The organism is Sulfurimonas autotrophica DSM 16294, from assembly GCF_000147355.1.
GTDB lineage: Bacteria > Campylobacterota > Campylobacteria > Campylobacterales > Sulfurimonadaceae > Sulfurimonas > Sulfurimonas autotrophica.
Map to the genome: position 1 here is coordinate 1,086,894 of NC_014506.1, position 24,416 is coordinate 1,111,309.

16 protein-coding genes and 1 tRNA gene are annotated in these 24,416 nt (G+C 35.2%); 8 read left to right on the top strand and 9 right to left on the bottom strand.

Annotated elements, in window-relative coordinates:
- Positions 1 to 7 precede the first annotated feature (7 nt).
- The 7 genes from SAUT_RS05595 to SAUT_RS05625 form a co-directional block, all read right to left on the bottom strand.
- On the bottom strand, positions 8 to 1,735 hold the full coding sequence (locus SAUT_RS05595; protein WP_013326902.1) for an FMN-binding glutamate synthase family protein: 1,728 nt from the start codon (positions 1,733 to 1,735) through the stop codon (positions 8 to 10).
- Positions 1,736 to 2,950 carry a histidine--tRNA ligase gene (gene hisS, locus SAUT_RS05600; RefSeq protein WP_013326903.1) on the bottom strand — a complete coding sequence of 405 codons (1,215 nt, stop codon included), beginning with the start codon at positions 2,948 to 2,950 and terminating at the stop codon, positions 1,736 to 1,738.
- A 13-nt stretch (positions 2,951 to 2,963) separates the two neighbouring features.
- On the bottom strand, positions 2,964 to 3,539 hold the full coding sequence (gene tmk / locus SAUT_RS05605; protein ID WP_013326904.1) for a dTMP kinase: 576 nt from the start codon (positions 3,537 to 3,539) through the stop codon (positions 2,964 to 2,966).
- The gene (coaD, locus tag SAUT_RS05610; RefSeq protein WP_013326905.1) at positions 3,539 to 4,021 is read right to left on the bottom strand and encodes a pantetheine-phosphate adenylyltransferase; all 483 of its coding nucleotides are present in this window, start codon (positions 4,019 to 4,021) and stop codon (positions 3,539 to 3,541) included. The genes tmk and coaD overlap by 1 nt, the downstream gene beginning before the upstream one ends.
- Entirely contained in the window at positions 4,008 to 4,550 is a 543-nt protein-coding gene (locus SAUT_RS05615; RefSeq protein ID WP_013326906.1) for a UbiX family flavin prenyltransferase, read from the bottom strand. Before SAUT_RS05615 ends, coaD begins: the two co-directional genes overlap by 14 nt.
- The gene (flgA, locus tag SAUT_RS05620) at positions 4,547 to 5,422 is read right to left on the bottom strand and encodes a flagellar basal body P-ring formation chaperone FlgA (protein WP_013326907.1); all 876 of its coding nucleotides are present in this window, start codon (positions 5,420 to 5,422) and stop codon (positions 4,547 to 4,549) included. Before flgA ends, SAUT_RS05615 begins: the two co-directional genes overlap by 4 nt.
- 37 nt (positions 5,423 to 5,459) lie before the next feature.
- Positions 5,460 to 5,543: transfer RNA gene (locus tag SAUT_RS05625), tRNA-Leu, on the bottom strand.
- 148 nt (positions 5,544 to 5,691) lie between these two features.
- On the opposite strand from SAUT_RS05625, the gene SAUT_RS05630 reads away from it, so the two are divergent.
- The 4 genes from SAUT_RS05630 (at position 5,692) to acnB (ending at position 13,146) form a co-directional block, all read left to right on the top strand.
- Positions 5,692 to 7,818, top strand: a complete 2,127-nt coding sequence (locus SAUT_RS05630) for a flagellin N-terminal helical domain-containing protein (RefSeq protein ID WP_013326908.1) — start codon at positions 5,692 to 5,694, stop codon at positions 7,816 to 7,818.
- A 73-nt stretch (positions 7,819 to 7,891) separates the two neighbouring features.
- Positions 7,892 to 10,078 (top strand): FtsK/SpoIIIE family DNA translocase, encoded by a 2,187-nt coding sequence (locus SAUT_RS05635; RefSeq protein WP_013326909.1) that lies wholly within the window; start codon positions 7,892 to 7,894, stop codon positions 10,076 to 10,078.
- Positions 10,078 to 10,470, top strand: a complete 393-nt coding sequence (locus SAUT_RS05640; protein WP_013326910.1) for a DUF3820 family protein — start codon at positions 10,078 to 10,080, stop codon at positions 10,468 to 10,470. The genes SAUT_RS05635 and SAUT_RS05640 overlap by 1 nt, the downstream gene beginning before the upstream one ends.
- A gap of 126 nt (positions 10,471 to 10,596) precedes the next feature.
- Entirely contained in the window at positions 10,597 to 13,146 is a 2,550-nt protein-coding gene (acnB, locus tag SAUT_RS05645; protein ID WP_013326911.1) for a bifunctional aconitate hydratase 2/2-methylisocitrate dehydratase, read from the top strand.
- Positions 13,147 to 13,201: 55 nt separating this feature from the next.
- On the opposite strand, the gene lolA is transcribed toward acnB, so the two are convergent.
- Positions 13,202 to 13,717: a LolA-like outer membrane lipoprotein chaperone gene (lolA, locus tag SAUT_RS05650; protein WP_013326912.1), complete on the bottom strand. Its 516-nt coding sequence runs from the start codon at positions 13,715 to 13,717 to the stop codon at positions 13,202 to 13,204.
- Between the two features lie 396 nt (positions 13,718 to 14,113).
- Here lolA and secA point away from each other — a divergent pair, with 396 nt between their 5' ends.
- Both secA and SAUT_RS05660 read left to right on the top strand, forming a co-directional pair.
- Positions 14,114 to 16,705, top strand: coding sequence for a preprotein translocase subunit SecA (secA, locus tag SAUT_RS05655; protein ID WP_013326913.1), 2,592 nt, complete (start codon positions 14,114 to 14,116; stop codon positions 16,703 to 16,705).
- Positions 16,702 to 17,904, top strand: a complete 1,203-nt coding sequence (locus tag SAUT_RS05660) for an ABC transporter permease (protein ID WP_013326914.1) — start codon at positions 16,702 to 16,704, stop codon at positions 17,902 to 17,904. Before secA ends, SAUT_RS05660 begins: the two co-directional genes overlap by 4 nt.
- Before the next feature lie 6 nt (positions 17,905 to 17,910).
- Here the strand turns inward: SAUT_RS05660 and SAUT_RS05665 are convergent, their stop codons facing one another.
- Positions 17,911 to 21,051, bottom strand: a complete 3,141-nt coding sequence (locus SAUT_RS05665) for a YhdP family protein (RefSeq protein ID WP_041675169.1) — start codon at positions 21,049 to 21,051, stop codon at positions 17,911 to 17,913.
- Here SAUT_RS05665 and mltG point away from each other — a divergent pair.
- Entirely contained in the window at positions 20,981 to 21,925 is a 945-nt protein-coding gene (gene mltG / locus SAUT_RS05670; protein ID WP_013326916.1) for an endolytic transglycosylase MltG, read from the top strand. The two genes, SAUT_RS05665 and mltG, sit on opposite strands and share 71 nt — an antisense overlap.
- Positions 21,926 to 22,059: 134 nt before the next feature.
- On the top strand, positions 22,060 to 24,237 hold the full coding sequence (locus SAUT_RS05675) for an NADP-dependent isocitrate dehydrogenase (RefSeq protein WP_013326917.1): 2,178 nt from the start codon (positions 22,060 to 22,062) through the stop codon (positions 24,235 to 24,237).
- Positions 24,238 to 24,416: the final 179 nt, after the last annotated feature.

The following is a 24,416-nucleotide window of genomic DNA, read 5'->3' on the forward strand; positions in this document are numbered from 1 at the left end:
AATTTTCCTATACTTTGAGTTTTTGATGAAAATACTCATCAATGTCAAAATATATTTCACCGCTTCTGTTTTTAAAAGTAAGCAATCTTTTATTTAAATCATTAATACTTTTGACACCCATAACCGCCAGAATTGTTTTTATGCTTTTAATGAGGTTTTTATGATAGTTTCCTATCTCTATACCTTCTTTAACAACAAGATATGAAGCTCTTTTTTTTGGGTCTTGCGTAGCCATGCCGACTGGACACACATGTGTTCCGAAACCTGAACACATACGGGCGCGAATGCATCCGCCGCTCATCATGAATCCGCGTGCAATTCCAACAGCATCTGCACCCATACACATTGTAATTATTACATCATCAGGTGTAAGTATTTTACCACTGGCTATTATTTTGATATTGTCTCTTAAATTATGTTTTTTAAGCATCATATCTAGAATATATAAAGCATTTGGTGTTGTGAGTCCGACTGACTCCATAAGTTCCAGCGGTGCCGTAGCACTGCCTCCCTCTCCGCTGTCAACTGTTATAAAATCAGGAATATTTCTGCCTTCTCTTTTTCTTTGTGCAATTATTGATGCCAGCTCGTTGACAGAATCAGCATCGGAAATAACTATTTTAAAACCAACCGGTTTTTGCGAAAGTTCTTGCAGTTGTTCAACAAAATCAAGCAGATGTTCCGTTGTGTCCGCATAAGGAAATCTGTTTGGAGAAAAAATATCTTTTTGTTCCTCGACGCCGCGATAGTATGCAATATCGGCAGTTACTTTTGCACCGGCAAGTTTCCCGCCGGTCTGTTTTGCACCTTGGGCGATTTTTATCTCTGTCATGCGACAAAATTTCATTACCTTTTGATACTTTTGTGCATCAAATTTTCCATCTTTATCTCTGACGCCGTAAAGACCTGAACTCATTTGAAAAATGATGTTAGGAATGGTATCGGGAACAGTTTTTGGAAAACTCTCAAGAGGTGCATCCCAGTTTACTCTAAAGAGTGAATGTGAAGCTGTGTCGTAGATGTAGGTATTTTGCGTTTTTTTATTTAAAAGTACGGTTCTATACCATTTTATAGCAACGGCATGGTTAAAAAAGAAGGTGCCAATTTTAAAAGCTATTTCTGCTAAAGGTTTGCTTTGAACAACTTCCAGATAGGGTGCATTACTACAATCAGGTTTAAGTGTAAAAAGATGATTAGATGTCAAAGAACCTTCGCCTGTATTTATTGTCAGGTTTGAATTCATACCGGCAAGACTAAAGGCGCGAATTGCCTCAGGACTGAGCGAACCGTCGCTCATGGCTGAACGGATTATGGGTGTGGCTGACACAAATGGGTGCTTTGTATTTTTTCCAAATATAACAGATGTATCATTATCAACTTCATCATCATTTAAAACACTAGAGGCATGTTTGATAACAAATCTGGAGCCTGAAAAAGGCTGTAAAACGGAAAAAGATTTATAATTGGGCTTATCTTTTGCCGCCTTGTAAACCCAGTCCACTTTGTCTTTAGACTCATAAAAAGTCTCATCTGCAAAGTATTGTCTTAAAGGTTCGCGAAGGGACTCAAAAAGGTAACGCATTCGTCCAATTACGGGGTAGTTTATTAAAAGTGCATGCTGTCTTTGTACAAATTTATCATATATATAAAGCATTAAAATACCAAGAAATGCAGCGAGCAAGAAAAACTCAATAAAATTTATAAAAAAATTCCACATTTCTTGAAGCAAACTCATCTAAAAATCTTCTCTTTTAATAGTTAATTCTGTTTTGCTCTCCAAATTTTTTACCCAGATAGTTCCCTCATTCATCTCATTTGTACCTATGACACAGCAGTATTTTGCATTGACTTTGTCAGCACTTTTGAGATGGTTTTTCAGGTTTTTTGCTTTGTAGTCACACACAGCTTTATCTGCTGCTCTTTTTTTATGTGTTAAAGAGACAATAGTGTCAACAGCTTCTTCATCCATAGCACCGAGGTAATATCCTTCTCTTGATTCTTCAGGCATTGCAATAAGCTCTAAAAGTCTTTCAATTCCCATAGCAAAACCGACAGCAGGAGTAGGGCGCCCGTCTAAAAACTCCACAAGTCTGTCATATCTCCCGCCGCCGGCAATAGCACTTTGACTCCCGATATTATCACTGACAAATTCAAAAGCGGTCTTTGAGTAGTAATCAAGTCCGCGCACAAGATTTGTATCTATTTCATAACTGATGTCATTATCATCAAGTATTTTTTTCAGTTTGTCAAAATCACTTTCACAGCCTTCACACAGTGAATTTATAAGTTTTGGCGCATTTTCATATAAAAACTGGCATTTTTCATTTTTACAATCAAGCACGCGAATAGGATTTGTACTTTTTCTGCGTTTACAGTCTTCACATATTTGCTCTTCCACACTCTCTATAAATGAAACGAGACTATCACGGTACTGAGGCATGCAGTTGTTATCACCCAAAGAGTTGAGCTGCAGTCGGTACCCTATGCCGAGTTTTTTAAGAATATCTGCAACCATCATAATCATAGCTGCATCTTCATATACGCTTGCAACACCGAAACTTTCAACACCGAACTGATGAAATTCTCTTAAACGTCCTTTTTGCGGTCTTTCATAACGAAACATTGGTCCATAATAAAAAAACCTGTGAATGCCGCCTGCCTTGTCCAGTTTTTTTTGAATAAAAGCCCGTACAACACCGGCAGTTCCTTCAGGACGCAGACAAACATCATTTTCACCTTTGTCTATAAACTGGTACATCTCTTTACCGACAATATCGCTGCTCTCGCCGACACTGCGTTTAAAAAGTGCCGTCTCTTCTAAAAGAGGTGTTTCAATATAATGAAAACCATATTTTTTAGCAACATCTGCTGCTACCTCTAAAAAATAAGTAAATCGTTTATACTCATTTTCATCAAGTATATCGTTCATGCCTCTGAGTGATTTAATCATATAATAGTCCTTTTTAATTGTTGATATTACTTAATATTTCTTCTGTTATTTCATTTATGGGTTTTGTTGCATCAATTTCGATAAGTGTTAAGCCCAGAAGCTCGCTTGCTTTTTTGATGCTCTCTTGAATTTGAAGCAAATATTCACTGCCTCGAAGCTCTATGCCGTCAAGTTCTTTTTGTGAAAGTCTGAATTCCAGCTCTTCTTTTGTTAGGCGCAGCAAAAATATCTTTTTCGGATATATTTTTTTTGTTGCAAAATCATTCAAATAAACTAAATCTTTTGTATCTATATCCTCTTGAATCAAAGCGTAAGCAACGCCGCTTACAGCACTTCTGTCAGATATTATTACTTTATGGAGATTCGGCTCTATAACCTCTTTTATATGTTCTGCACGGTCTGCAAGAAAAAGAAGAAATTCTGCTCTTTTACTTTTCGTTTTAGCACTTAGTACCATTTCTCTTATCTCTTTTCCTATCTCAGTGCCTCCCGGCTCTTTTGTAGTTACAGCTTGTGGAAAATGCTTTTTTAATGCTGCAATTTGCGTACTTTTACCGGCTGTATCAATACCTTCAATCGCGATATACATTAGTTGAGGCTCCCTATGATTTTTTGCACCTCAATCGGGAGTAAATGCTCCGTTTTGCCGTTAAATTTCAATAAATTTCTTACAATAGAAGAGCTGATAAAAGCATGTTTTAGTTTTGGCATCAAGTAAACGGTTTCTATCTCCTCATCAAGAGAATTATTTAAATATCCCAACTGCAGTTCATACTCAAAGTCACTCACTGCACGAAGCCCGCGTATAAGCACCCCTGCATTATGCTCATGTGCCAGTTCTACTGTTAAGTTGTTAAAACCTACTACGTGGACTCCGTTTAAATTTTTTACGGCTATTTGTGCCATATGGATTCTCTGTTCAAGCGTAAACAGCGGATTTTTATCTTTTGACTCTGCAACTGCGACTATGACTTCGTCAAACAAATTCCTAGCACGCTCTATAATGTCATAGTGTCCGTTTGTTATAGGATCAAATGTTCCCGGATATAAAGCGATTTTACGACTCTTCAATTTGCCACCTTTGGTATAAATTATTTTCAATGTCCAACAGATCAAACCATTTACCGATAATGAAATTTTCCATATCATCTAAAGTCTGCTGTTGCGAGTAATAAGCCATAACAGGCGGTGCAATAATGATTCCCAGACTTGAGAGTTTGTGCATATTTTCCAAAGTAATAGCAGAAAAAGGCATCTCTCTTGGTGCTAATATAAGCTTTTTTTGCTCTTTTATCATCACGGCGGCACATCGTGTAATGAGATTATCTGCGATTCCGCAGGCTATTTTGGCGAGTGTATTCATCGAACACGGAGCGATTATCATAGCGTCAATTCCAAAAGATCCCGAAGCGATAGAAGCAGATATATTTTTATTGTCATGTGTCGTTACATCATGCATTTCATGGGAAAGTACGGTCTTGGAGTTTTGCGACATTATAAAATGTTTTTCGACAGATTCAGGAAGCAGATGAAGCATTTTTATACCAAGATTCACACCGCTCGCTCCGCTGACTGCAACTACTATTTTTGTTTTTTTCATTTTACCTCTGCTTTATTTCTTCCAACCACAACAACTTTTAATTTTTTGTCGTTTTTTTGCATAACACTGATACTGTCACCGAGTCTGCCATTTTGAAGCGCTTTTGCCGAGAAAAAGATATCTATTCCCGCATTTTGCAGGCTTACGTTGACATTTGAGCCTCGTTTAACTAAATATAAACCTATTACATCTCTACTAGTTATAATGTCATTGGCTTTTAAATTATGTTTTGCCTGGTACCTGCTTACATGTAACCCCTGCAGAGGCATTGCTCTAAATTTATTTAGTATTATACTATTTTTTCGTGTATTTACACTGCTGAGTTCGCTATCTTTTTTAATGTTATTTCTGGCTGTTAAAACAGAAACGGCAGCGAGAATTTGATAATTAAAAAATATCTTTTTATTATCATCTGTTTTTATATACAAAACACCTTTTTTTGACAAATGGGCTCTTTTGTTAAAATGTATACTGTAATTTTTAGGAAGTTTATCCAGGTAGCGTGTAGGAACAAGAGTAATTAAAGATATATTTATGGTTTTATATTTTTGAGTATAGAGTTTTTTTATACTGTTTTGTATAAGTGTTGTGTCGATAGGACTTCGTTTTGTAAATTGGATATAACTGTGTTTTGAGGCATAGTTGCTGTAACCGTTTTTTTGAAGTATTTTTAGGAGTTTGTCTCTTTTTATTCGTTTAGAATGTCTATATTTGTCTATATTGAAAAGTTTTTTATCATCTTTTTTGTTTACATGTATAATATCGGAGAGCATAATAAAATCATTTTTTATAAAATAATTACTTTGTAAATTATTTGCTGCAAAAATAAGTATAGGGAAGATGAGTAGAAAAATTATTTTAATAAATAACATGATTATCTCTCATTTATGAGAACTAACAACTGTAAAATGGTACCAGAGAGGGGATTTGAACCCCTAAGCCGTGAGGCGGCGGATTTTGAATCCGCTATGTATACCGTTCCATCACTCTGGCTAAATCAGTTGTTGAAGTCGAAATGATAGTGATAATTTACTTAAAAGTAAATAATATTTGGTCGATTATATGAATATATGGAACTTTTATTGCTATACTTTTAGCAATATTAAAGAACTAGACAATAATCTGTAAGCGGAGAGATATTATGCGTGTAACATCAAGTATGTACTACAACAGCCTATATGGTACAAATAATTTAAAAATAAATAATGAACTTTTTGATGTAAACAAACAGATTGCTTCAGGATTAAAAATCCAATATGCAAAAGATGATGTAAAAACCTTTACTGAAACAATGCGACTGGATAATGAACTTGTCACCATTGGACAGGTTAAAAAAAGTACTGAAAGCGGTTATAAAGTTTCTAATCAAACAGATGTTGTGCTCAATGAATTTGAAACTTCTATGAATAGAACGAGAACACTGCTTGTAAATGCTGCAAACGGGACGCATAGTGACGATTCGCTTGATGCGATAGCCGGCGAGCTTCGAGGATTGGAAAAGCATTTTAAAAATCTTGCAAATACTTCTATAAACGGGCAGTTTTTATTTTCCGGTTCTGCTGTAAATACACGACCTATAGACGACAATGGTGTTTATCACGGTAATGATGCCGGTATGAATTCTTTTTTAGGTTCCAATTCTACGCAAAAATACAATCTTACAGGCTCAGAACTCTTTTTAGGCGAAGACAGGCTTACTCGAAGAAATGTTACAACAAATGTAATACAGGAAAATTTAAGTAAAAAATATCCAGAATTCACTGCAACAAGTGCTGAAAATGGTAGCTTCGCAACAATTACCAAGGATGACACTATCAGGGATTTAATGGGTGATACCGACTCTACTGTTGACACTGCAACACAAAAACATCATTTTTACATTCGCGGTGTAAAAAGTGACGGCACATCATTCAATAAACAGATTGATATGAAAGACAGTGATAAAATTGATGATCTTTTAAATGGAATTGGTAAGGCGTATGGAAATACTTCCAATCTTCAAATAGTTAATGTCGGATTAAACAGCAACGGGCAGATTACCATAGAAGATAAACTGCAGGGTTCTTCAAAACTTGATTTTCATATGGTCGGAGCGGTTGATTTTGATCAAAGCGACGGAAATGATGAGGCAGACATTAATGATGCCGTATATGCAACTGCTGGACAAATCAGCAACTTGGATGGCGGTGAAACAAATTTCGCTGAAATCATAAACCCTACAACGCCTCCTGCGAATGATTTATATGTCAAAGAGTTTGTAAAATCGCCTTACGCATCGGCAGCTACAAGTATAAGCAATATTGACGGTTTGTTGTATGACAGAACAAGTTTTGTAAAGGATGGTTCAACTCTGAGTTCAAATGTTTCTCAGGTTTTAAAAAATTCTAATGAATTTGCTACTGCTGCAACAAAAATTTCTGAAGTAGCAGATTTGTCTCAGGGAACTGCAGGCACGCTTGATGGTACTACTTTTAATTTAAATGGAAAAGATGTCAATGGAAATAGCTATACTGCAACGATTGATTTTAAGAGTGCAGGTTCTACATTTTCCTTAGACGGTGGTACAACAAATTATGATATATTCAATATGGAAACTCCAAGAGCAGCAGTAGATGCAGATAAAATGACGTATCAACAACTGATGGATGTTGTGAATATGGCAGCAACCAATACTCTGCCGGCAACAACAAATACAACAACAGACTATGACGCTGCAATCAAACAGTCAAATGTCGTGGGAAATACAAAACTCTCATACGATGGTAAAATTGAATTTACTGATTTAACAGCAAGTAGTACAAACGCTTCACTCGCTATCTATGATGCAAATAGTGGTGATTTTACCAATCCTTCTTCTGTAATGTCTTTTAATGCCAACAATGCCCTGACAATTATTGACCCAAAAACTGACTTTTTCAAAAATCTTGATGAAGCTATTACAGCGGTGGAAGATCATAAGCTTTACCCTGACAGCTCAAGCGGTACAATGAGAAATCAAGGGATAGAAAATGCAATAGCAATGCTTGATAAACTGCAATCACATATTTCAAGAAGTCATTCTACAGTAGGTGCACAATCAAATACTTTGACAAGTTCTTTAGAAAGGTCTCAATTACTTGAAATAAGCACAATGACCCTTCGTTCATCAGTAATAGATACTGACGTTGCTGAAGCATCTCTAAAGTTACAGCAATTAAATCTGAATTACCAGGCAATGCTCTCAACAGTAGGAAAAGTTTCACAGTTAAGTCTTGTGAATTATTTATAGTTCCTTTATGGAACGTTTTTGGCTATACTTTCTTTATAAAAAATCAATTCATTTATTATAAAGGTTCTCTAATTTGAAAGATACTGCGTTTATTATTATTTTTGGTGTATTAATCTATCTTGGTTTTTCGACTCTCTTTGGTTCAACAGGTTTAATGGGTAGTTACGGTGCTACTTTTTCTTCATATAATCAACTCTATTTTGGATATATTTCTTTTGTCTATTTGTTTATTTTACTTGCACCTTTGTATTATTTATACAAAGATACATCCTTTGGATTTAGAAAAGCAGAAGTAACTATTGCTTCTTTTTTACTTTTATGTTCTGCATTGATTGCACAGGCTTTAGTCGTAACAAATAACTATAGAGGAAAGTTCGGTGCGGATTTTGTAGACTTTTTATCTCCATATATCGGTGTTTTTGGATTATGGGTATTTTGGTTTATGATTACAGCCGTTGCTATGGTTATTCTTTTCGATAAAAGCAGTTCGGAAATCTTACATGTACTCGTATCTTCACTCAAATCAAACAAATCGCAGGTAGCTCTTGCCTCCGTTGAGAAAGAGAGTGCAGACACAACGCAGACTACAGTGCAAACAGAAATAAAAGAGCCGATGCTTGAAGAAGAGATAGATAAGCCGGCATACTTAAGAAAAGAAAAAAAAGTTGATACAAAAGAAACTGATACAAAAGATGAAAGTACTGGTATAATAGACGAAAAAAGTGATACCAAAAAAACAATATTAGATATTGCCGCTGATGTCAAAGAGCATAAAAATACTGTAATTGTCGATGAACTTGAAGAAAATGCAAAACTATTGGCAAATATTGAAAAAGGGAAAGTAGAAAAACCTAAAAATTTCAAACTGCCTTCTGTGGATTTTTTACAAAAGCCCAATAAAACAACACACAATGTTGATGAAAAAGAAGTAGATGAAAAAATCAGATATCTTATAGAAAAACTGGCACACTTTAAAATTGAAGGTGACGTTGTGCGTACATATGCTGGTCCTGTTGTCTCTACATTTGAATTTAAACCCGCAGCCAATGTCAAGGTAAGTAAAATACTCAACTTGCAGGATGATTTGGCAATGGCACTCTCAGCAGAAACTATCCGTATTCAAGCGCCGATTCCGGGAAAAGATGTCGTCGGAATAGAAATTCCAAATGAAACAGTAGACACTATTTACCTGCGTGAACTCTTAGATGATAAACTCTTTAAAAATTCTGCATCACCGCTTACCATAGCCCTTGGAAAGGACATTGTAGGCAAGCCTTTTGTTACAGATTTGAAGAAACTCCCGCATTTGCTTATAGCGGGAACTACGGGAAGCGGGAAAAGCGTTGGCATCAATGCTATGATACTTTCACTTTTATATAAAAATTCTCCCGACCAGCTACGGCTTTTAATGATTGACCCGAAAATGCTGGAATTTTCTATATATAATGATATACCGCATCTACTCACACCTGTTATTACAAAACCGAAACAGGCGATAATTTCACTCAATAATATGGTTAATGAGATGGAACGCCGTTATGAACTTATGGCAGAGAGTAGAACGAAAAATATTGAAAACTATAATGAAAAAGTAAAACGTGAGGGCGGTGAGCATTTTCCTTATATTGTTGTTATTATTGACGAGCTGGCTGATTTGATGATGACAAGTGGTAAAGATGTGGAACTTTCCATTGCAAGACTTGCACAAAAGTCACGTGCCTGTGGTATTCACTTAATCATTGCGACACAAAGACCTTCTGTAGATGTTGTTACAGGGCTTATAAAAGCGAATCTTCCTTCGCGTATATCATACAGAGTAGGGCAAAAAATAGATTCAAAGATTATCTTAGATCAAATGGGAGCAGAATCGTTACTTGGTCGTGGTGACATGCTCTTTACACCTCCGGGCGCACCTGCACTGGTGCGTCTGCATGCTCCATGGGCAACAGAAGAAGAGATAGAAAAAATTGTAGATTTTATAAAAGCACAACGAGAACCGAATTATGATAAAAGCTTTCTTATTGAAGAAACAAATGGTGAGGGCGGTAACTCCTCTGCATCCGGTGAGAGTTATGAAGAGTTGGATCCTCTTTTTGAAGAAGCAAAAAGTGTTGTTTTAAATGATAAAAAGACATCTATTTCTTATCTGCAGAGAAAATTACAAATCGGTTATAACCGTTCGGCAAGGGTTATAGAACAGCTAGAACACGAGGGTATTCTTTCCTCGCCAAATACAAAAGGCGTGAGAGAAATTTTATAATGTCCAAACCCTATTTTACATTTACAAAACACAAAAATTCTTTCAGTGTGCATGTAGAGAACTTGGAAATGCTAAGTGTACGGCAGATTCAAGAGATTGAACATTTTGTTAGTGAAAGAAAGGGATATTTTGATTTTGATACATATACATTTACTATTAGAAAAAATTTAGAGTATCAAGAATTTATTAGACTGCTGCAAACTTTACATGTAGAAGCTACTACACGAGAAGCTGTGGCTAATATACAAAACAGTGTAAGAATTAATTTTGGACAATACAAAGGCATGCCATACAATGAATTGCCTGATTCTTATCTTTTATGGTTAAAAAACAACTATATTGGTAGCGATAGAGAAATAATTTGCGGTGAAATAGCTAAGCGTAATATTTAGGTGTTACTTTTTTTCACAATAAATGAATTTAACAAAATATAAGTGTTTACATAAGTAACACCATTAAAATCATTACTTATCTTTTGGCTATAATATCTGCAAATTAAACTGACAATAGGAAATATTATGGGATTTAGAGAAGCTTATAAGGCACACGTAGAAGAAAGAGCGGCACTTGGTGTACCTTCATTACCTTTAACTGCAGAACAAACAGTAGAAGTTATAGAATTCATTAAAACAGGCGAATATATTGGAGAGATGCTGGACCTTTTGGAAAACCGTGTATCTCCAGGCGTGGATGATGCTGCGTATGTAAAAGCCGCTTTTTTAAACGAAGTAGCAGGTGAAGAACATCATGTAGCTGCTATACCGCCGGAAAAAGCTGTACAAATGCTTGGGACTATGCTTGGTGGTTACAATGTTAAGCCAATGATTGACTCATTGACATCTAAAAATGTTAAAGTTGTAGCAGCTGCAATTGAAGCACTTTCAAATACATTACTTGTTTATGATGCATTTAATGATGTTGAAGAGTTACATAAAAAAGGTGTTACTGCTGCGAGTGAAGTTTTAACTGCTTGGGCAAATGCTGACTGGTTTACTCACAAATCTGAATTACCTGAAAAAATCACTGTAACAGTATTTAAAGTTCCTGGTGAAACAAATACTGATGACTTGTCTCCGGCTTCTGAAGCGTTTACTCGTTCAGATATTCCTCTTCATGCAAATTCTATGCTTGGGGCAAAAATGGAAGATCCTATAGGAACTATTAACAAACTTAAAGAGTTTGGTCATCCTGTTGCTTATGTTGGTGATGTTGTAGGAACTGGTTCTAGTCGTAAATCAGGTATCAACTCTGTACAGTGGCATATGGGTGAAGATATTCCTGGTGTTCCAAACAAACGTACAGGTGGTGTTATCCTTGGTGGAATAATTGCTCCGATTTTCTTTGCAACTGCCGAAGATTCAGGTGCATTACCATTAGAACTTGATGTAACACAAATGGAAATGGGTGATGTTATTGATATCTATCCATATAAAGGTGAAGCACATAAAAATGGTGAGTGCATTGCTACATTTAAATTAAATCCAAACACTATTACTGATGAAGTTCGTGCAGGCGGACGTATCCCATTAATTATTGGTCGTGGTTTGACTACTAAAGCCCGTTCAGTTTTAGGTATGGGTTCAACTGATATTTTCTTAACTGCTGATCAGCCGGAAGATACAGGCAAAGGGTATACTTTAGCTCAAAAAATGGTTGGAAATGCATGTGGTATTGACGGTGTTCGTCCTGGTATGTATTGTGAGCCGCAAATGAGTACTGTTGGTTCTCAAGATACAACTGGTCCAATGACAAGAGATGAAATTAAAGAACTTGCAGCACTTGGTTTTAATGCTGATTTTGTACTTCAATCATTTTGTCACACAGCTGCATATCCAAAACCGTCTGATGTAAAAATGCACCATACTTTACCTGACTTTATAGCAAACCGTTCGGGTGTTGCACTTCGTCCGGGTGATGGTGTTATTCACTCATGGTTAAATAGAATGGTTCTTCCTGATACTGTTGGTACCGGAGCAGACAGCCATACACGTTTCCCTATTGGTATATCATTTCCTGGTGGTTCTGGAATCGTTGCGTTTGCAGCAGTAACTGGTTCTATGCCTCTTACGATGCCTGAGTCTGTTTTAGTGAAATTTAAAGGTGAAATGCAGCCGGGTATCACTCTGCGTGACCTTGTAAATGCCATTCCCCATCAAGCAATTAAAGAGGGCCTTTTAACAGTTGAGAAAAAAGGTAAGAAAAATATTTTTGCCGGACGTATTTTAGAGATTCAAGGTCTGCCTGATCTTAAAGCTGAGCAGGCATTTGAACTCTCTGATGCTTCAGCTGAACGTTCTGCTGCTGCATGTACTGTACAGTTAAACAAAGAACCTGTAATTGAATACCTAAAATCAAACATTGTATTACTTGATCAGATGATTGAAGCAGGGTATGAAGATCACAGAACACTTCGTCGTCGTATTACAAAAATGGAAGAGTGGTTAGAAAAACCAGAGCTTATGGAAGCGGACAATGATGCAGAATATGCTGCAGTACTTGAGATTGATTTAGATCAAATTACAGAGCCTATTTTAGCATGTCCTAATGATCCGGATGATGTTGCAACACTTTCTGAAATCTTAGCAGATGGCAAACGTCCGCATAATATTGATGAAGTATTTGTCGGTTCATGTATGACAAATATCGGTCACTACCGTGCATTGGGTGAAGTACTAAAAGGTGAAGGTCCTGTTCCTACTCGTTTATGGGTTTGTCCTCCGACAAAAATGGATGAAAAACAACTTGTAGAAGATGGTTATTATGCACTCTTTGGTGCAGCGGGTGCGCGTACTGAAATCCCTGGATGTTCATTATGTATGGGAAATCAAGCACGTGTTGCTGACAACGCTACTGTATTTTCAACATCTACTCGTAACTTTGACAACCGTTTAGGTAAAGGTGCACAGGTTTATCTTGGGTCTGCAGAGCTTGCAGCCGTATGTTCACTTCTTGGAAAAATTCCAACAAAAGAAGAATATTTGGCATTAACGAAAAAAATCGAAGGTAAAGAGGATGATATCTATAAATATCTTAACTTCAACCTTATCAAAGATTATAAGCTTAACTAGCTGTATGCAGAAATGAACTAAATTCACAGTGCAATAAACGGACTTTGTCCGTTTATTACTCTGTTACAATATCATATTCATCCGGAATATGAGGTATATATTTTTCTTTCGATATTTTTTTATTTTCTTCTTGATTTTTAAACATTATTTTTATGTCATTATCCAACTCATCTTTATAGGAAATAGATTTTATTTTAGAGTCTTCTATTTTTATTATGTATTCTTTATTTTTAAATTTTGCCAAATATTTGTTTTTATCAATCTTTTTTGCATTATGAATAATTTTAAAGAGATCAAAATTTTCATTGAGATGTTTAATGATAACCTGTTCTAAATCTGGCTCAATTACAATAATTTTATTTGGCAGAATATAAACACTCTTTTGAATCGGTTTATGGTACTGCCATAATGCATATCGTGGCTTTGAGGCTGTTATATGTCCGCTGTATGTAATTTTGACACCTTTATCATCTGTGATATTTTGTAAAAAATCAGCTTCAAAACTATTTATATTATTTAGGGTTGCATAGGCTGATGTTGCCAATAATGCAGCTAAAATTACTCTTTTCATTTGTATCCTTTGTTTAGAAATTATAGCAAATTATTCATTTATACTATTTATTAGATTTAATGTGATAAAATAAGAACAATTTCAGCGATTACTATATAGTAATACCAATCCCAGCTAAAAGGATGAATGTAAAATAAAAGATAAGTTATTAGCTGCAAGGCAGAGAATTGCAGGAGCTACTAGTAGCTTCAAAGTTCTCTAACGCAGTCAGATGATGACTTATCTTTTACCCAAAGGGCAGATATATTGCACCAGATTACTTCGTTGAAAGTTCTTGAAGCTACTAGTAGCTTCTGCAAACTTTCGCCTTGTACTCCAGTACAATATATCTGTTTTACGTTCATCCTTTTAGCTGGGATTGGTATAAATTATATAGTAACAATAATAAGGTTGCAAATGCTACAAGCATTCATGGGTAAGGTATTTGGTACTGCAAATGACCGAGAATTAAAAAAATATACTAAAAAAGTTCAAAAGATTAATGATCTTGAAAGTAAATATGAAGTTTTAAGTGACGATGAACTTAAAGAAGCTTTTAACAACTTGAGAGAAAGTATAATAAGCGGTGAAAAGAGTTTAGATGATGTTATGTACGACTCTTTTGCCATAACAAGAGAGGCCTCAAAGCGTGTATTAAATATGCGTCATTTTGATGTACAGCTCATAGGCGGTATGGTTTTACATGAGGGTAGAATTGCCGAAATGAAAACCGGTGAGGGAAAAACCTTAGTGGCTACACTTGCAATTACTCTTAATGCAATGACAGGCAAGGGTGTTCATTTGGTAACAGTCAATGATTATCTGGCCTCCCGCGATGCAAAAGAGATGGGCGTACTCTATAACTTTCTTGGTTATAGTGTAGGAACGATCTTAGAGGATATGCACGACCCTGTTGAGAAAAAAGCTGCTTATGATGCAGATATAACTTATGGTACAAATAATGAATTCGGTTTTGACTATTTACGCGATAATATGAGCTACTCAAAAGATCAAATGGTACAGCGTGGACATAATTTTGTTATCGTAGATGAAGTGGATTCTATTTTAATTGATGAAGCCAGAACACCTTTGATTATTTCAGGTCCAACAAACAGAAATATGCAGGATTACGTTCGTGCAAACCAAATTGCACTGCAGTTAAACAAAGATAAGCATTTTACTGTTGATGAAAAAGACAAAGTTGTATTAATAACAGAAGAAGGTATTACTAAAGCCGAAGAACTTTTCGGTGTTGAAAATCTTTACAGTGCAGAAAATTCTTCACTGCCGCATGCACTTGACCAGGCTCTAAAAGCAAATCATCTGTTTGAAAAAGATGTTGATTATGTTGTCAATGACGGTGAAGTGGTAATTGTAGATGAGTTTACCGGAAGATTAAGCGAGGGACGCCGTTTTTCTGAGGGTCTTCATCAGGCACTCGAAGCAAAAGAGGGTGTTGAAATTAAAGAAGAGACACAGACTCTTGCAGACATTACCTTTCAAAATTACTTTAGAATGTATGATAAACTCGCAGGTATGACAGGTACTGCTGAAACTGAAGCAACAGAATTTGCGCAAATTTACAACCTGGATGTTGTCTCGATTCCTACAAATATTCCAATTGCCAGAAATGATTTAAATGACCTTATTTATAAAACTGAAGAAGAAAAATTCGGCGCTGCTATAGAGACTATAAAAAAACTCAGCAAAACAGGACAACCGATTCTTATAGGTACGGCTTCTATTGAAAAATCTGAAGTTTTACATGAAGTGCTTAAACGTGAAAAAATTGCCCATACAGTACTTAATGCAAAAAATCACGCACAAGAGGGTGAAATCATTAAGTCTGCCGGAGCCAAAAGTGCTGTAACAATTGCGACAAATATGGCAGGACGCGGTGTTGACATTAAAGTAAGCGAAGAAGTCAAAGATCTTGGCGGTTTATACATAATAGGAACGGAGCGCCATGAGAACCGTCGTATTGACAACCAGTTAAGAGGTCGTTCAGGACGTCAAGGTGATCCGGGAACAACACAATTTTATCTTTCACTGGAAGATAATCTTTTGCGAATATTCGGAAGTGATAAAATCAAGTCTATTATGGAAAGACTTGGTGTTGAAGATGGTGAATACATAGAGTCAAGAATGGTAACCCGTGCAGTTGAAAAAGCACAGAAAAAAGTTGAAAATATGCACTATGAAGGGCGTAAACAGATTGTTGAATATGATGATGTTGCAAATGAGCAAAGAAAAATCGTCTATAAATTCAGAAATCAACTTTTAAGTGATGATTATGACATTGGTGCAAAAGTTGATGAAATTAGAGAAGAATATGTTGCCAATCTTTTAGCGCTCTCAGATATATTTGCAGGTGCAGATAAAGAAGACTTTAATCTTGAAAAATTAGCACAGCTCATTAAAGAAGAGACAAACTTTGATTTAGATCTAGCAGAGCTTAACGATTTAGAGTATGAAGAATTATATGCTAAAATTGTAGAACTGTTAAAAACTGCTTATGATGAAAAAATGGGTGTATTGGATGATGGAACAAGAAAAGATATAGAAAAAGAGTTTTATCTTAAAGAGTTAGATAATGCATGGAGAGAGCACCTATATGCGATGGATAATATGAAAACAGGTATTCGTTTACGTGCTTACAACCAAAAAGATCCTTTGGTTGAGTATAAAAAAGAGAGTTTCAGTCTTTTTGGTGAATTGATTAATGATATAAAATTCAATACCATCAGAACCTTGCAGATTATACAATTCCAGATGGAATCACCAGAAGAAGAAGCTGCTAGAATCTCCAAACAGTTAGAAGAGGAGAAAAAAGCACAAGAAGCATTAATGCGACTCAATCACCATGACAATGTAGATATAGATGCTGAAGATGACTTGGTTGTAACTAAAAAAATTGCAAGAAATGACCCTTGTCCATGCGGAAGTGGTAAAAAGTATAAACAATGCTGCGGTAAAAGCGGTCCTAAAAAAGGTGTTTTTGCTTCTTGAAAAAGTCAATAGTTTCTTATCTGGTAAAAAGGTTTTTGCGCTTTGACAAAGACCAGCCTTTTATCTTTATTTCAGCGCTCCTTGCCTTTATAGGTATTACGCTGGGTGTTATGGTGTTGCTTATTGCCATGGCGTTGATGAATGGGTTTGACAAAGAGTTCAAAGACAAACTTACCGTTATGAACTATCCTTTAACAATAATTCCTAAATTTTACGGTGCAGTAAATAACAATCTGCTTATAGATTTGGAAGAAAAATTTCCCTCTTTGTATTTTAGTCCTTATATACAATCTTCAGTAATGGCAAGAAGTGGTTCAAAACTCGAAGGCGGTTATCTTTTCGGTGTCAATTTTGAAGATGAAGCTAAGGTTAATTCGGTCCTTGCCAAGGCTATAACTGGGCATACATTTAAAAAATTTGATGTACTTATAGGAAAAAGTCTAAAAGAAGAGTTTAATCTGCATGAAAATGACAAGCTTATGTATATATTTACAAATGTAGAACCGGGAGGACTCTCTGTTACTCCAAAGATTAAACGATTCAAAGTCAAGTCAGTTTTTGATTCAGGACTTTCTGCGTATGACAAAGCATATGCATATACAACTTTAGAATCCATGCAGGCGATAGAGCATATGGCTGCCAATCAGTATGACGGTATACATATATTTTCAAAACACCCCAGAGCTGATATATTAAAAATTAAAAAAGAACTACCTATTAGTGTTACAATTAAAGGTTGGTGGGAAGATAATGTGAATTTCTTTGCTGCTTTGGAGATGGAAAAAACATCGCTTTTTATCGTACTGATGCTTATTATTCTCATTGCTTCTATCAATATAATATCTTCTCTTTTAATGACTGTTATGAACAGAAGAGGTGAGATTGCACTTTTGCTTTCATTGGGCGCAACAACATCTGAAATTAAAAAAGTTTTTTTATATCTTGGAATTGTTATCGGTATTGCAGGGATTTTAGCCGGTATTGTTCTGGGTCTCAGCGGCATATGGGTCCTCAGCACTTTTGATATTGTACATTTACCTAAAGATGTTTATCCAACATCAAGGCTTCCTCTTGACTTGACACTGCAGGATTTCAGTTTCATCGTTCTTGGCGCTTTTGGTATAGTCATCGCTTCTTCTTACTATCCGGCTAAAAAAGCGAGTGAAGTAGATATATTAACTGTATTGAGAAATGAATAATATTTTTTAATACAGTTTTTTAATAAGTTCGTACGGAAGGGTAAGTGTTCTTTTTATAATATTTAAAGGCGCTACGACAATATCTTTTGCAAGCATTGTTTTTACAGTTGGGTCATCGAGTTTTCCTGTTACCTTTAAAGTAGTCGATATATTTTTTCCATCGAATATAATATATCCTACCAGAGGTACTTTTGATAAGTTGCTTCCCAAATCAGTTTTTAGATTCAATGTCAGGTCGATACTGTTTTTTTCAATATCTGCAGTGCCTTTGCCCAAAATTGTCATCTCTTTTGATTCAAGATAAATATCTGAAATGTCAAAAACACCTTTTTTTGCATGAAACTTCACATATGCGTTCTTTACATGTAAGCCTTTTTTGTTGTAACCGGGCAGTGAAAAAGTAACAAGAGAGGGGACAGTGTTGATGAATGCCAAAACATTATTTAAAAGTTTGTAGTCAATCATTGTAGTGTCATACATGTAAAAAACACCTTTATAATCATCAAGTGTACCATCTATAGAAAAGTCTAAACTTCCACCGCTGAATTTAGACAAAACAAAGAGTTTTTCCATGAATTTATCATTAAAATTCTTCCCATATAAATGAAATGTATTATTTTCTAGTTTAAATCCTGTGTTACCCTTTTCGTGCATAAGCTGTGTTGTTAAAATATTATTATAATACTGTAGATGCATCGCATCAGAAATAACATATCTCCTGTTGCCGAGATAGAGATACGAATTTATTGCATCTATTGAAAGCTTCAATTTGCTTTTACCTGAACTTGACTGTACTATTTGTTTCGTAAAATCAATGATTGCATCAATATTTAAGCCGGTATCATGCATTTTTATTTTAATCTCTTTATTTATTTTTACATTGATATTTTTGCTCACAGTGAGATAAATTTTATGCTCTTTGGTAATCTCTCCCGAAATGCTATAGCGGGTAATTTTTTTATCTTTATTAACAAGTAAACAATAAGGGTAGCGTATATTTGCATTAAACTGAGTATACAGGGCATCACTTTTTTTATAAAAACTGATTTCTCCCTCATTAAGTTTATATTTTTCTAAAAAATGTGATTTTTTTGCTATAGTTGCAAGAGAACCCAGCGTCAGTCTCCATTGTTCACTGCTTGAAACAAACGTAGCATCCAGCTCTTTTGAATTAATTGTAATATTTTCACCATCAATATGTCCGCCAAGCAATATTTTGTTATTTTCATACAAAACCTCACCTGTGTCTGGGTTTTTTAGTATAAAATCGCTCAAGCTTATATGCGCTTTTTTAGAATTAAAATCATAATTGGCATAAATCTTCGTACTGATATATTGGCTTATTTTCAGCAGCGTATGCTTTAAGTAAACGCTTTCTTTCTCAAAACTGATATAAAAATCTTTTGCTTTATATTCTGAACCGTTCACACTAAAATAGATATCAGCATTAGAAGAAACTGATAAAAACTTATTATATGTTACTTTTAACGGCGTGACAGTTTGGGACAACTCCACGCCGCCGTATTTTAATTTGAGTAAATCTACATCCAAATTCATTTGCGCTGTTTTTAGATGAATCATTCCGTTAGCATATCCATTTGCCATTTTGTCGACTTTGAAAAATGTTACAGGTATTTTTGCCCTAAGAGTATTTAAATCAAAATCAACCAAAAGCTTATCGAGCGTCACTTGCTTGTTTTTGTATTTCCATTGAGATTTTTGAATGTCAATGGTATCTTGTTTGGGATCAATATTGTATGCAATATGCAGAGGTATTTTGTCTGTTATAAGTGACAAATCATGCGTCTGTATTTTATGAAAATCAAGATTGATAATTCCGGTAGATTTTTTTGCATTAAAGGTTACATGTACATCAGCTTGAGCAATATCTTTGTATTGTGCATTCATCTTATCTATCGCAACATCATAATTATCAAGATGTATATGTGTGTCATAAATGTCTATGTTGAGACCAAGATAATCAAAATTTGCTTTTTTTGTATAAAAGTCGCCTTTTGCATCAACATTAATCGTGCGCAGATTAACTGTTATAATGAGATTTGTATCAACCTTGCCTTTTCTTTGTAAAAAAGGCAGTTTTATGTCGTAGGTGCTTAATACATGTAGCATATCTTTGTTGAGCATGCCGTCAAATAATAGATGCAGCGTCAGAAGTTCTTCTTTTTTGCTAAAATCTATTTTCAGCCAGCTTTTGTCTAAATTCATACCATAAGAGGAGGGCTTCTGCGGTCTTATATATAAAACACCGTTTTTAAACTCAAGGTTAGTCTGCTGTGTATGTACGGCATCAAGTTTTGGATTATAAGCATAAGTGAGTTTTTTTCCAACCGCTTTGATATAGATATTTTTATAGGCATTTTCTAAATCAGTATAATCCATAAAACCATTAAATTTTTCAATATCCAAATGCTGCATCTTAATAGCGGTATATGCCCAATATATAACTTCTTTTGGTAAATGTGCCATTTTAATTAAGTAGGATATATCAGATATACTTTTATTGCTGTGAACATTATATACAAGGCGTTGTGAATCTGCTACAGAATAAAAAGTCAGGTTCGTGTCATTATGAATATCAAGATTTACTTCTGTATATATTTTTTTTGCATTTGTATCAAAAATAACAATGCCTTTTGCCTGCAATGCTCTTTTTTTATCTGTGAAATTATCTATGGAAACTTTTAACAGATGCGATTTAAAATAAATCTTTGACTCTAAATTCAAAGTAGGAGACTTAATAACCAGAAAGCCTTGATTGTCACTTGTATATTTAAATGAACCCGAAGCATTGTTTACATGTAAATTGGCGATGACAATAGAATGAAACCAATTTGTAGTTTGTGAAATGACTTTAAGCGACTTGCTAATCTCTTTAAAGGTAGTATGATGTTGAATTTTACTGTTTGTCGTATCAATTTTTAACTCTTGCACAGAGACATTGAGTTTGTTATCCCATTTGATATAAATATTTTTTGCATGAATATTTGATATGGAAACATTATCAAGATATAATCCGTTTTGTAAAACTATAAACAAACCAATAAAGAGAATAAACATGAAAGTAAAAAAGCTTACTATACTTACATATGTTTTAGCAATAATTTTCGTGATTGTTTTATCTCTCATGTATTACCTTAATAAACCTATTTACACACCAAAAGTTCTCTACATTCCTGCAGGTTCTATTAATAAAATTATAACACAATTGCAGTCTAAAAATTACGATGTTTGTAAAATTGATTCTTTTATATTAAGGCTTCTTGGTTCCCCCCAAAGCGGATGGATAGACATGCAGACAAACAGTAATACCAAAGCAGATTTTCTATACAAACTGACAACATCAAAAGCAGCCTTACAAAATGTAACATTAATTCCTGGTGAAACCACATATGTCTTTTTAAATCAACTTGCAAATAATTTGCATCTAAACAGGACGAAACTGCAAAATGAATTTGAGAGGTATGCACCAGTAAAAGAGGGCGTCTTTATCCCAGATACATATAAACTCCCTGTGGGAATTACAGAAAAAGAACTTATCAGGGTGTTACTTAATATCTCACATAAAAAAATGAAAGAGCTTTCTGCAAAGTTTTTTGGTACCTATAATGAAAAAAAATGGTTTCAATATGTAGCAATAGCTTCTGTAATACAAAAAGAATCGGCCAATACAGCCGAAATGCCTCTTGTGAGTTCTGTTATATATAATAGAATAAAAAAAGGAATGAAACTGCAAATGGATGGAACACTTAATTACGGCAAATATTCTCATCAAAGAGTAACATCGTATAGAATTAAAAACGACACCACTTCCTATAACACATACAAGCACAGAGGACTTCCAGACACACCTGTGTGTAATGTGAGCATAGAAGCGATTAAGGCTGCAATATTCCCTAAAAAAACAAATTATCTCTATTTTATGAAATCTAAAAATGGAATGCATGATTTTGCATGTAACTATTCTACACATTTACGTAATATTAGGCGTGCTACAAAATGAAACAAAATAGAAATATAGTGTAATCTTTTCGCCGGGTTTACCAATATTACTTATCTTAGTGTTATTATTTAGATTGTAAAATTCATAAAGTGTAGAAATTTGTGAATAAAAAATATTAATCACGAGGACAGAACATGTCAAAAATTATTTGGTCAAAAATTGATGAAGCTCCGGCTTTAGCAACATATTCACTTTTACCAATCGTAAATGCTTTTACAAAAGAAGCAGGTGTAGAAGTAGTAACTAGTGATATTTCACTGGCAGGTAGAGTTTTAGCGGCAATGGGTCTTGCTGAAAATGAATTAGCTAAGTTAGGTGAATTAGTACAAAAACCGGAAGCTAACATTATTAAGCTTCCAAACATTTCGGCTTCTGTCGGTCAATTAAAAGATTGTATCGCTGAACTTCAGTCTCAAGGGTATGATATTCCTAATTATCCTGAAAATCCTACAAATGCAGAAGAAGAAGCGACTCAAGCAAAATATAGTACATGTCTTGGTTCTGCAGTTAACCCTGTTCTTCGTGAAGGAAATTCTGACAGACGTGCAGCACATGCAGTTAAAAAGTATGCGCAAGAGCATCCACACAGACTAAAAGCATTTTCTGAAAACTCAAAAGCTTATGTTGCTCACATGAATGGTGACGGTGATTTTTATGGGAATGAAAAGTCTGTAACAGTAGACAAAGCTCAAAAAGTTACAATTGCCTTGAATGGTAAAGAGCTTAAAATTATTGATGCGCTTGATGCTGAGATTTTAGACGGTACATTTATGTCAGCTAAAAAACTTCGTGCATTTATCCAAAAAACAATCGATGATGCAAAAGCAAACGGTGTTTTATGGTCTATTCACTTAAAAGCAACAATGATGAAAATCTCTGACCCTATTATGTTTGGTCATGCTTTTGAAGTATTCTTCAAAGATGCATTTACTAAATATGCAGACGTATTTGCAGAATTAAAAGTAAATCCAAACCTTGGTATGAGTGATTTAGAGAAAAAAATTGCAGGTCATCCAAAAGAAGTAGAAATCAAAGCGGCTTTTCAAGCAGTGGTTGATTCTGATAACCCGGAAATTGCAATGGTTGACTCGGATAAAGGTACAACAAACTTCAATGCGCCAAATGACGTAATTATTGATGCTTCTATGCCTGTCGTTGTTCGTGAAGGCGGGAAACAATGGAATCGTAAAGGTGACGCGATAGAGTGTGTTGCAGTTATTCCTGATTCTACTTATGGTGTATTTTATGAAGAGATGATAGCTGACTGTGTTAAAAATGGTCAATACGATGTTACAACTATGGGTAATGTGGCAAATGTTGGACTTATGGCACAAAAAGCAGAAGAGTACGGTTCTCATCCGACTACTTTTGAAATGGCAGAAAACGGTACTGTAACTGTAACAGCCGAAGATGGAAGCGAGCTTATGAGTTTTGAAGTAGAAAAAGGTGATATCTGGAGAATGAGCCGCGCAAAAGACATCCCGATTAAAGACTGGGTTCGTTTAGCAGTTGAGAGAGCTCGTCTTACAGGAAACCCTGCGGTATTCTGGTTAGATGAAGAGAGAGCACATGATGCACAAATGATTCAAAAAGTAAACAAATATCTTAATGAGTATGACACAATAGGTCTTGACCTTAAAATTATGGATATTGCATCAGCTACAAGATTTACAAACGAAAGAGTAAGAGCCGGAAAAGACACAATTTCTGTTACTGGTAATGTTCTTCGTGATTATTTAACTGACATGTACCCGATTTTAGAGCTTGGAACATCTGCAAAAATGCTTTCAATTGTTCCATTATTAGCAGGCGGCGGTCTTTTTGAAACAGGTGCAGGCGGATCAGCTCCAAAACACGTTGAACAATTCTTAGAGTGCGGTCACTTACGTTGGGATTCACTGGGTGAGTTCTTGGCGCTGGCTGAGTCACTTAGAATGATGTATCAAAAAAGTGAAGACAGCAAAATCGGCGCATTAACAGAAGGTCTTGATAAAGCAAACGAAGGATACCTTGATAATGATAAAGCACCTTCAAGAAAATGCGGAGAACCGGATAACAAGGCATCTCACTACTGGGTAGCACGTTACTGGGCTGAGGCACTCAGCATAGAGACTGCTGATACTGCTTTATCCGATAAATTCACTCCAATAGCAGAGGAACTTATTAAAAATGAAGAAAAAATTCTTTCTGAATTAGCAGCTGCAGAAGGAAAACCTCAAGATATTGGCGGTTATTTCCATCCAAATGATGAAAAAGCTGCAAATGCTATGCGTCCATCTGCGACACTTAATGCAATTATTGATGCTATATAGTTCTTTAATTAATTGAAACTGCATGCTTTGTGCATGTAGTTTTCACTTTTTATATACAGCCTGTATAAAGCTTTATATAAAAGGTGAAATTAACACACCTTACAATGATGTTTAGTATACTTAAGTGTTATGTGTTCGCACATGTTGTTTAAGTGTATCTTATTAGTCATCATAGTAAT